We start from the raw sequence: 9,941 nt of genomic DNA, 5'->3' as shown, positions 1-9,941 counted from the left end.
CCTGCCGCCAAGCAGTGCTGGCCTTGAAACTCAATCCCAGGCAGGAACCGTAAGGTCCCCAAAGTGGCGCTTGAGGATTTCGCGCACTTCCGGTGATGACTGGTAGACGCTCACGAATTTCAGAACGCTCTTGTCGTCTTCATCGCCTTTGCGAACGAAGAAGCGCAAGGCGTAGCGTTCCTGGACACCATCGAAAACCAGTGCCGAATTCGGATCGACACCGAAAAGCCCCATGCCGGACGGGTAGCCCTGGCCGAGATCGACATCGCCCAGCGCGCGCGGGATTTGCTGGTTGGCGAGTTCGACAATTTCAAGCGTCTTTGGATTTTCCACGATGTCGGAGGGCAGCGGTGCGCCGGTCAGGCCTTCGCGCAGTTTGATCAGGCCGATGGAATCCAGAAGTTCCAGCGAGCGGCCGCCATTCACCGGATCGTCCGAGATCGCGACTTTCGCATTGTCGGGAAGGTCGTCGATGGATGTGTGTTTTTTGGAATAGAGGCCGAGCTTGGTCAGCGTGCCGACGCCCACCGACACGAAATCATAACCGGCCTTGGCGGCGTTCTGGTCGAGAAACGGCTGGTGCTGGAAGTAGTTTACGTCGATTTCGCCCGATTTCAGTGCTTCGTTCGGCACCACCCAATCGGTGAATTCGACGATCTCGACTTTCAGGCCGATGGCTTCGGCCTCTTTGGCGGCCTGGGCGACAGCATCGGCGGAAAGGCCGGAGCTGATGCCGATCTTGATCGGACGGTATTCTTCGGCGGTAGCCGCAAGGCCTGAAAATGCGGTCAGAACCGCGCCAGCCAGAAGCGATAGAAGAGAGCGTCGCGCGAGCGAAACTGTATTGGTCATTTTGAATCTCTGTTGAATTGTTGTCTGAGAATTAGCCCGTCACAAGCGGACGGTCGGGATTGGATGCCCATTCGAGCAAGGAGCCGTCATAGACGCTGGCGGGCGCGTCCGACCCTGCTAGAATGCGGGCGAAGACCACGTTGCTGGCAGCAACGCCTGCACCGCAATAGGCGATGATTTCGCTGTCTTCCTGCAATCCCGCTTCATCGAATAAGCGTTCGAGTTCGTTCTGCTTGAGGTATCGGCCGGTCGCCTTGTCGACCAGCGTGGAGGTTGGAATATTGATGCTTCCGGGAATACGGCCCGGTCTGCCATACGAGATCGCCGCTTCTCCACGAAAGGCGGATTGGTCGAGAGCGTTGACCAGAGAGGCGCTTTTCGTGGCCTCGACATCCGATGTCGAAACGAAAATTCCTTCGCGCAATCGCCAGTCGAATTCCTGTGCCGGAACCGGGCAAGGCGAGGCTTCACCTTGCTCGACCGGCAATCCCGCCTGTTTCCATCCAGAAAATCCGCCGTCCAGAATTGCGGCGTTGTCAAAACCGAAACCGCGCAGCATCAGCCAGACGCGTGCCGCCCAGCCGGGTTGGCCGGTCGAGTACAGGACGACGCGGCTTCCGTGACCGATGCGAAAGCGCTTCATTGCCGCAGCAAAAAATTCGACTGGCGGCAGGGTGAACAACAACGCCTCCGTGGGAACTGAAATATCTTCCTGCAGATCGATGAATTGCGCGCCCGGAATATGTCCGTCGAGAAACGCCTGTCTGCCGGATGCAACCGCAAAGCCGGGTTTGTTTGATGACGGTACGACTGCGGAGGTGCAATCGAGGATCACCAGCGAAGGGTCGCTCAGTTGAACTGCCAGTTCTTCCGGCGAAACCAGAAGTTCGGATCGTTTGTGGGGCATCGGGAGTCACCAGATAGGGTAAGTCAGGCTTCTGTAGCAGCGTATCTGCCCGATCAAAGAAATCAGTTTTCAATTTGAACGATATTCTTGGAATGGATCGTTGTTTCAAGCTCTTTGGACAAAATGTCCGTGATTGCTTGGACATTTTGTCCATTGGCTTTTCAAATCATCCGATAAGCATTTGAAATCGTTGCCCGGCCATTCTGGCACATATGTTGCAGAGTAATATTTGCAGCCGATGGGAGGACGGTTGGTGCGCACGCGGGGCGTGCATCAATTGCCATTCGAAAAAACGCAGTAACCAGCCTGGACAAAAGCTGCCCGGTGACGTGGCGGCATGGAGGAGAAAAACAGCATGTCCATAGCAAGTGACACGATAACCGGAGGCGTGGGAGGCAGTATCCTCGACCGGGAAAGAATTATAGCGCAGCCTGGCTTCAACCGCTGGCTGGTGCCGCCAGCAGCGCTGGCAATCCATCTTTGCATCGGTATGGCGTACGGATTCAGCGTGTTCTGGCTTCCGCTTTCGCAGTCGATCGCCGGCGAGACGCCTGCGGCCTGCGCGGACCTCAATCTGATTTCGGCCCTGTTTACCACAAGCTGCAACTGGCGCGTTTCCGACCTCGGCTGGATTTACACCCTGTTCTTCGTGCTTCTGGGCTGTTCGGCTGCCATCTGGGGCGGCTGGCTGGAACGTTCCGGCCCGCGCAAGGCAGGCGTCGTTTCAGCACTTTGCTGGTGCGGCGGCATGGTTATCGCTGCCATCGGCATCATGACCCATCAGCTCTGGTTGATGTGGCTCGGCGCCGGTTTCATCGGCGGCGTTGGCCTCGGCCTCGGCTATATTTCGCCGGTTTCGACGCTGATCAAATGGTTCCCCGACCGTCGCGGCATGGCGACCGGCATGGCGATCATGGGTTTTGGCGGCGGCGCGATGATCGGCGCACCTCTGGCCGACATGCTGATGAACTATTTCAAGACGGCTGAAACGGTTGGCGTCTGGCAGACCTTCTTGGTCATGGCCGCGATCTATTTCGTGTTCATGATGTGCGGCGCTTTCGGCTATCGTATTCCGCCTGCAGGCTGGCGTCCTGAAGGCTGGAAAGCACCTGAATCGAAGAGCACGATGATAACCACGCGCCACGTGCATCTGCGCGACGCGCACAAGACCAAGCAGTTCTGGCTGATCTGGGCGGTTCTGTGCCTCAACGTTTCGGCAGGCATCGGCGTTATCGGCATGGCTTCGCCCATGCTTCAGGAAATCTTCGGTGGCAGGCTGATCGGCCAGCCGGAACTTGGCTTCACCCAGCTCGACGCATCGCAGAAAACCGCGATTGCGGCAATTGCTGCCGGTTTTGCCGGTCTGCTCTCACTGTTCAACATCGGTGGCCGCTTCTTCTGGGCGTCGCTCTCCGACAAGATCGGGCGCAAGAACACCTATTATACGTTCTTCATCCTCGGCATCGTGCTCTACGCTCTGGCACCGACTGCGGCAGGCATGGGCAGCCAGCTCCTTTTCGTCGGCATCTTCTGCATCATCCTGTCGATGTATGGCGGCGGCTTCGCCACCATTCCGGCGTATCTGGCCGACATTTTCGGAACGCAGTTCGTGGGCGCTATCCACGGACGCCTGCTGACGGCTTGGGCGACGGCCGGCATTCTCGGCCCGGTCGTGGTCAATTACATTCGCGAATTCCAGATCAATGCGGGCATCCCGCGCGAGCAGGTGTATGATTTCACCATGTACATTCTCGCTGGAATGCTGGTGCTTGGCCTGATTGCCAATTCGTTCGTCAAGCCGCTTTCCGACAAATGGTATATGTCGGACGAGGAAGTCGCTGCTCTACAGGCCAAGACCGCGACGGCGCAGGCCGGGCCGACCGGCTCGTTCGGCATTGGCACAGGCGGTCTCGACACGAAGGCTGCGCTGGCCTGGCTGGCGGTTGGCGTCCCGATCCTCTGGGGTGTCTGGGTTACGCTGGAAAAGACTGCGGCGCTGTTCAACTAAGCCGTTTCAAAGGTTGCAAAGGGCGGGTCCGAACAGACCCGCCCTTTTTCTTTGTCGCAAAAAAAGCGGCGCGCAAAAGCCGTATGTACAATCCGTCACGCGCATGTAGACTTGATCCCTGAGGGGGAAATTGAGGGCATTCCGTTGGAGGCGGTTGGCTTTTGGTGTTTTCAGATTCCGAACATATTCGCGACATCGAAAGCGTTCATCCCGGCGCCTCAAAAATCCGCGCAACAACACAGCAATTCGAAAATCTGGTCGCCCGTGACACGGGAGGAGCCTTGTCCGCCGCGATTTGAAGCAAGTCAGGAGGAGATAGTATGCTTGACGACAGTCCCCGGCAGAAAGTCGATGCCGTTCTTCACAAGCTCGAAAAGGCGCTTTCGGGCGGCGACATCGATGCGGCCGTGAATTTGTTTCAGGAAGATTGCTACTGGCGCGATCTGGTTACGTTCACCTGGAATTTGCGGACGATGGAAGGCCATGACCAGATTCGCGATATGCTCAAATCGCAGCTCGCAGGCATTAAGCCGCAGAAATTTCGTCAGGACGCCAAGGAGCTTGCCAGCGAAAGCGACGGCGTTACCGATGGCTGGTTCGAGTTCGAAACCGATGTCGCGCGCGGCTATGGCCACATCAGGCTCAAAAACGGTCTGATCTGGACGCTACTGACGACGATGAGCGAACTGAAGGGCCATGAGGAGCCGAAAGGCCTGCTGCGCCCAATGGGTGCCGAACATGGCAGCGATCCGACCCGCAAGACGTGGAAGGAAAAGCTCGAGGCGGAGGCCGCCGAGCTTGGGTTCTCAACGCAGCCCTATGTGGTGATCGTCGGTGGCGGGCAGGGCGGCATTGCGCTTGGCGCGCGGCTGCGCCAGCTTGGCGTTCCGACCATCATCATCGAGAAAAACGAGCGTCCCGGCGATAGCTGGCGCAAGCGCTACAAGTCGCTCTGCCTGCACGATCCGGTCTGGTACGATCATCTGCCCTACATTCCTTTTCCCGACAATTGGCCGGTATTCGCGCCGAAGGACAAGATCGGCGACTGGCTGGAAATGTACACCAAGGTCATGGAGCTGAACTACTGGAGTTCGACCACCTGCAAATCCGCCAGCTACGACGAAAAGACGAAGGAATGGACCGTCGTGGTCGAACGCGACGGCAAGGAAATCGTGCTGAAGCCGAAGCAGCTCGTGCTGGCCACCGGCATGTCGGGCAAGGCCAATGTGCCGAAATTCAAGGGTCAGGACATATTCAAAGGCGAGCAGCAGCATTCCTCGCAGCATCCCGGCCCGGATGCCTACAAGGGCAAGAAGGTGGTCGTCGTCGGCTCCAACAATTCCGCCCATGACATATGCGCGGCGCTCTGGGAGGGCGGGGCGGATGTCACGATGCTTCAGCGGTCCTCGACCCATATCGTGAAGTCGGACTCTCTTATGGAGATCGGCATGGGCGATCTCTATTCGGAGCGTGCGGTTGCCGCAGGCATGACGACCCGCAAGGCGGATATGATTTTCGCCTCCTTGCCGTACAAAATTCTGCATGAATTTCAGATGCCGATATACGACAAGATCAGGGAGAAGGACGCGGCTTTCTATAAGCGCTTGGAAGATGCGGGTTTCATGCTGGATTTCGGCGACGATGATTCCGGCCTGTTCATGAAATATCTGCGGCGCGGCTCCGGCTACTACATCGATGTCGGGGCATGCGATCTGGTCGCCGATGGTCGCATCAAGCTGGTCAGCGGCGTCGGTATCAAGGAATTGAAAGAGCATTCAATCTCGCTCGACGATGGACGCGAACTGGAAGCCGATCTGATCGTCTACGCTACGGGTTATGGCTCGATGAATGGCTGGGCGGCCGATCTCATCAGCAAGGAAGTTGCCGACAAGGTCGGCAAATGCTGGGGCCTTGGGTCAGATACCACGAAAGATCCGGGTCCGTGGGAAGGCGAACAGCGCAACATGTGGAAGCCGACGCAGCAGGACGCGCTGTGGTTTCATGGCGGCAATCTGCACCAGTCGCGCCACTATTCGCAGTATCTTTCGCTTCAACTGAAAGCCCGCAAGGAGGGCCTGGCGACGCCCGTTTACAGGTTGCAGGAGGTCCATCACAAATCCTGATCTGGGGGTAGAGGTTTTCATTTTTTAAATAGAAACGCTGGCGGGACAGCGCCCCCCTCTGTCCTGCCGGACATCTCCCCCACAGGTGGGGAGATTGGCTGACACAACTCTCCGCCTCTTCATTCTGCAACTTCAGCGATTGGTGCCGTGCTTAAATGATAGAGTAATCTCCCCACCCGTGGGGGAGATGTCCGGCAGGACAGAGGGGGGCGCCTCGCGATTCCATCAAAACAGGAACAGCTCCAATGCACGTTCCGATGGCGGCTTTTTGCTGCCGTCCGATTGTTTTGAACGCCTCGCTCTTTGGCTTCGGGGCATCCGGCCCTATATTAAGCGGGATGGTAAAGCGGCGTCGGGAGCGAATGATGTTTGGCAACAATTCGAAAAAGATTGCGCTTGGCTTGGCTTTCATGCTGGCCGTGCCTGTTGCCGCGTCGGCGGTTGAACGGTTCGACGGCTATGATCGTCAGTCGCTGATCCGGCAAGGGCGCATCAACGAAGCGCAGATTTTGAGGGATCGCGAAAATCTTCGCAACTTTCAGCAGCAGCAGAATAACAATCGCCAGCAGGAACGCATTTACATTCAGCCCGAGCGTGAACGGCCGCGCATTCCAAGCGTTCAGGGTGGCTGCCAGCTTCCATTGTCGGGCAGCAAGTCGTTCCGCACGACCTGCCCGTAAAATAGAGCCGCCTTCAAGCCGGCATAGTCTGGATCAAGGCACTCGGCTGGCCTTGCGCGCAATCAACGTAGTAAGTTCCCGACATTGGGAGCGAATTTCTTGCATCGCAATGTCGGTGCCGATCGTTCCCATTCGTCTTATGCAAAAGGGAATGATCCGCAATGCTTTACGCAATCCTTTGTTATCACTCCGAAGACGTCGTCACCGCCTGGACCAAGGAGGAGGATGACGCGGTCATGGAAAGCCTAGCCGTCGTGCAGCAGAAACTTGCCCAGCAAGGCAAGCTCGGCCCGGTAGCGCGTCTTTTGCCGACCACTGCCGCGACCACGCTTCGCAAAAGCAAGAACGACAAAGAGTCGTTGATCATCGATGGACCCTTCGCCGAAACCAAGGAGCAGTTGCTCGGTTTCTACATGGTCGATGTCGATACGCTGGATGAGGCGACTGATGCTGCGGAGCAGTTGGCCCAGGCAAATCCGGCCTATGGCGCCTATGAAATCCGTCCCATCAGCATTTTCCGTCCCAATAAGGCGATAGCGCCGTTCGAACCGGCAGACAGCAAGAGAGCATGAGCGACACAGGCTGGATCAGCACGGCGATAAGCGCGGCACGCCCGCAAGCGATGGGCGCGCTGCTGCGTTATTTTCGCAACCTCGATGTGGCCGAAGAGGCGTTTCAGGACGCATGTTTGCGAGCCCTGAAAAGCTGGCCGCAGAATGGTCCGCCGCGCGATCCAGCCGCCTGGCTCATTTTCGTCGGGCGCAATGCGGCGATAGATGTCGTGCGCAAACAGAAAAAGCAGCAGCCGCTGCCGCCCGAAGAAATGCTTTCCGATCTTGAAGACGCCGAGGCTGATATGGTCGAGCGGCTGGACAGCGCAGATTATCGCGACGATATCTTGCGTCTTCTGTTCATCTGCTGTCACCCGGACTTGCCTGCAACGCAGCAGATTGCGCTGGCGCTGCGCATTGTTTCGGGCCTTTCGGTCAAGCAGATCGCGCGCGCCTTTCTGGTTGGCGAAAGCGCGATGGAGCAGCGCATAACCCGCGCCAAGGCGAAGATCGGCGATGCGGGTGTAGCTTTCCAGACGCCCGATGCGGTCGAGCGCTCGGAACGTCTCGCCGCTGTTGCGGCCATGGTCTATCTCATTTTCAATGAAGGATATTCCGCCCCCGGCGGCGAGGCTTCGACGCGAGGCAAGCTGTGCGACGAAGCAATCCGGCTTGCCCGCCTTTTGCTGCGTCTGTTCCAGACCGAGCCGGAAATCATGGGGCTTACGGCACTGATGCTTCTTCAGCATGCGCGCTCCCCTACGCGTTTCGATGCGCAGGGCGACATCATATTGCTGGAGGATCAGGATCGCAGCCGGTGGAACCGCTCGATGATCGTCGAAGGACTGGCCCTCATGGACAAGGCCATGCGGCACAGGCGTCCCGGTGCTTATCAGGCGCAGGCCGCGATCGCCGCGCTTCATGCGCGGGCTGCAAAGGCGGAAGACACGGATTGGGCACAGATCGATCTGCTTTACGGCGCGCTGGAGCAGATGCAGCCTTCGCCCGTCATTACGCTCAATCGAGCGGTTGCCGTCTCAAAGGTGAGGGGCGCCGAAGCCGCGCTCGAAATGATCGAACCGCTGGCCGACCGGCTTTCAGGCTATTTCCATTTTTTCGGCGTGAAAGGCGGGCTGCTCATGCAGCTTGGCCGCGACGAGGAAGCGCGGGTCGCATTCGATCGCGCGATTGCGCTTGCCAACACGCCCGCCGAGGCAGCCCACATCCGCATGCATCTCGACCGTCTCATGAAGGACAATGCGAAGACGGGAAAAATAGTGGCGCGCTGAAAAAAATGCGCGTGCGTGTCGGCGCTTTGTTTTCTCATTCGTCCTTGGATCAGACCACCGAAAAGGAGGAAATGAAAATGAACGACACAGCCAAAAACGCAGCTAATGATTCAAACGATCTTGTTCTGACGCGTACTTTCGACGCTCCGCGCGAGAAGGTTTTTAAAGCGTGGACGACGCCTGAATTGCTCAAGCAATGGTTCGCGCCCCGGCCTTTCACCACGCCGATAGTTGAACTCGATCTGCGGGCGGGCGGAAGCAATTACTTCGTCATGCGCGATGCCGACGGAAACGATTATCCCAACCACGGCGTCTATCTGGAAATCGTCGAGAACGAGAAGATCGTTTTCACCGATGCCTATACGGCGGGCTGGAAGCCGTCCGAAAAACCATTCTTCACTGGAGTCATCACCTTCGAGGACGTCGGAGGCAAGACCAAGTACACGGCGGTCGCGCGCCATTGGCGCGAAGAGGACCGCAAGACCCACGAGGAAATGGGTTTCCATGAAGGCTGGGGCCAATGTGCCGACCAGCTCACGGAGCTGCTCGCCAAAATCTGATCCAGCGAAGGCGTTCTCTGGAAGCCCGATAGGAGGAAATTATGCTTGTAAAATCAGACCCTCACGACAAAGCCGAAATCAAAAGCGTCATAAATGCTTTGAGCAAGGCTCTTCACGACAAGAATGCGGAGGACGTCGTCGCACTTTACACGGACGATACCGTCATGTTCTCGCTGGCCCCGCCGCTTGTGCTGCGGACCGATGGCGACCTCAACGGACTGAACGAGTGGTTCGGAACATGGCTTGGCCCGATCAACGTCGAGCATCGCGATACGGTGACCGAAACCGGAGGCGACATTGCGTTCGTTCACGGGCTTGCACACATGACCGGCACCAAAACGGACGGTCAGGAGGTCGAGCTCTGGTTTCGCAAGACCACCGGCTTTCGCCGCACGGACAGAGGCTGGAAGATCAGCCATGAGCACGAATCCGTACCCTTTTACATGGACGGCAGTTCTAAAGCCGCCATCGATCTCAAGCCCTGATTCCAATGTGATTACGGGAGAAAAATCATGCCGGAAGTAAGTGAGACTGCACCGAAAATGAGTGGCGTCGTATCTTATATTATGGTCAGCGACGCCAGAGCCGCCACAGCGCTTTACGAGAAAGCGTTCGGCGCGAAGATCATTCAGCAATTGCCTATGGAAGACGGCAAGCGCCTGATGCATTGCCATCTCGAAATCAACGAGGGCGCATTCATGATCCACGATCCGATGCCCGAACACGGCATGCCGCTGGTAAAAGCGCAGGCCGTCACGCTGCATCTGCCGGTCGACGATCCCGAACTCTGGTGGAAGCGAGCCGTGGATGCCGGAATGGAAGTGACGCTGGATTTGCACGTCGCCTTCTGGGGCGATCAATACGGCCAATTCCGCGACCCGTTTGGTCTTCTCTGGGCTGTGGTCGGCCCTGTTAAGAAATAGCTGAACGCTGGGACGTTAGAGCTTTAGTTGGAAAGGCTGGCAGGACAG

Annotated in this window: 10 protein-coding genes; 8 read left to right on the top strand and 2 right to left on the bottom strand. The window is 57.6% G+C overall.

Annotated elements, in window-relative coordinates; translation table 11 throughout:
- Window positions 1-30: 30 nt before the first annotated feature.
- Both ABFT80_RS27915 and ABFT80_RS27910 read right to left on the bottom strand, forming a co-directional pair.
- The gene (locus tag ABFT80_RS27915; protein WP_347975215.1) at window positions 31-852 is read right to left on the bottom strand and encodes a MetQ/NlpA family ABC transporter substrate-binding protein; all 822 of its coding nucleotides are present in this window, start codon (window positions 850-852) and stop codon (window positions 31-33) included.
- Between the two features lie 31 nt (window positions 853-883).
- A complete protein-coding gene (locus ABFT80_RS27910) occupies window positions 884-1,759 on the bottom strand; it encodes a sulfurtransferase (protein ID WP_347975214.1) in 876 nt (291 codons plus the stop codon).
- A gap of 355 nt (window positions 1,760-2,114) precedes the next feature.
- On the opposite strand from ABFT80_RS27910, the gene ABFT80_RS27905 reads away from it, so the two are divergent.
- The 8 genes from ABFT80_RS27905 (at window position 2,115) to ABFT80_RS27870 (ending at window position 9,893) form a co-directional block, all read left to right on the top strand.
- Entirely contained in the window at window positions 2,115-3,767 is a 1,653-nt protein-coding gene (locus ABFT80_RS27905; protein WP_347975213.1) for an OFA family MFS transporter, read from the top strand.
- 320 nt (window positions 3,768-4,087) lie between these two features.
- Window positions 4,088-5,890, top strand: a complete 1,803-nt coding sequence (locus ABFT80_RS27900; RefSeq protein ID WP_347975212.1) for an NAD(P)/FAD-dependent oxidoreductase — start codon at window positions 4,088-4,090, stop codon at window positions 5,888-5,890.
- Between the two features lie 362 nt (window positions 5,891-6,252).
- Window positions 6,253-6,570, top strand: a complete 318-nt coding sequence (locus ABFT80_RS27895; protein ID WP_347975211.1) for a hypothetical protein — start codon at window positions 6,253-6,255, stop codon at window positions 6,568-6,570.
- Window positions 6,571-6,731: 161 nt separating this feature from the next.
- A complete protein-coding gene (locus ABFT80_RS27890) occupies window positions 6,732-7,142 on the top strand; it encodes a YciI family protein (protein WP_347975210.1) in 411 nt (136 codons plus the stop codon).
- Window positions 7,139-8,410: an RNA polymerase sigma factor gene (locus tag ABFT80_RS27885; protein ID WP_347975209.1), complete on the top strand. Its 1,272-nt coding sequence runs from the start codon at window positions 7,139-7,141 to the stop codon at window positions 8,408-8,410. The genes ABFT80_RS27890 and ABFT80_RS27885 overlap by 4 nt, the downstream gene beginning before the upstream one ends.
- A gap of 77 nt (window positions 8,411-8,487) precedes the next feature.
- The gene (locus ABFT80_RS27880) at window positions 8,488-8,970 is read left to right on the top strand and encodes an SRPBCC family protein (protein ID WP_347975208.1); all 483 of its coding nucleotides are present in this window, start codon (window positions 8,488-8,490) and stop codon (window positions 8,968-8,970) included.
- A gap of 41 nt (window positions 8,971-9,011) precedes the next feature.
- On the top strand, window positions 9,012-9,455 hold the full coding sequence (locus tag ABFT80_RS27875; protein ID WP_347975207.1) for a YybH family protein: 444 nt from the start codon (window positions 9,012-9,014) through the stop codon (window positions 9,453-9,455).
- Between the two features lie 27 nt (window positions 9,456-9,482).
- Window positions 9,483-9,893, top strand: coding sequence for a VOC family protein (locus tag ABFT80_RS27870; protein ID WP_347975206.1), 411 nt, complete (start codon window positions 9,483-9,485; stop codon window positions 9,891-9,893).
- The last annotated feature ends 48 nt before the right edge of the window (window positions 9,894-9,941 follow it).

This window comes from Foliimonas ilicis, assembly GCF_039939195.1.
Lineage (GTDB): Bacteria > Pseudomonadota > Alphaproteobacteria > Rhizobiales > Rhizobiaceae > Foliimonas > Foliimonas ilicis.
This window is presented reverse-complemented; position numbering and strand designations above follow the sequence as displayed.

Bases quoted from the DNA above. Each gene is read 5' to 3' on its own strand.
- ABFT80_RS27915 (WP_347975215.1), bottom strand. From the start codon at position 852: ATGACCAATACAGTTTCGCTCGCGCGACGCTCTCTTCTATCGCTTCTG.
- ABFT80_RS27910 (WP_347975214.1), bottom strand. From the start codon at position 1,759: ATGCCCCACAAACGATCCGAACTTCTGGTTTCGCCGGAAGAACTGGCA.
- ABFT80_RS27905 (WP_347975213.1), top strand. From the start codon at position 2,115: ATGTCCATAGCAAGTGACACGATAACCGGAGGCGTGGGAGGCAGTATC.
- ABFT80_RS27900 (WP_347975212.1), top strand. From the start codon at position 4,088: ATGCTTGACGACAGTCCCCGGCAGAAAGTCGATGCCGTTCTTCACAAG.
- ABFT80_RS27895 (WP_347975211.1), top strand. From the start codon at position 6,253: ATGATGTTTGGCAACAATTCGAAAAAGATTGCGCTTGGCTTGGCTTTC.
- ABFT80_RS27890 (WP_347975210.1), top strand. From the start codon at position 6,732: ATGCTTTACGCAATCCTTTGTTATCACTCCGAAGACGTCGTCACCGCC.
- ABFT80_RS27885 (WP_347975209.1), top strand. From the start codon at position 7,139: ATGAGCGACACAGGCTGGATCAGCACGGCGATAAGCGCGGCACGCCCG.
- ABFT80_RS27880 (WP_347975208.1), top strand. From the start codon at position 8,488: ATGAACGACACAGCCAAAAACGCAGCTAATGATTCAAACGATCTTGTT.
- ABFT80_RS27875 (WP_347975207.1), top strand. From the start codon at position 9,012: ATGCTTGTAAAATCAGACCCTCACGACAAAGCCGAAATCAAAAGCGTC.
- ABFT80_RS27870 (WP_347975206.1), top strand. From the start codon at position 9,483: ATGCCGGAAGTAAGTGAGACTGCACCGAAAATGAGTGGCGTCGTATCT.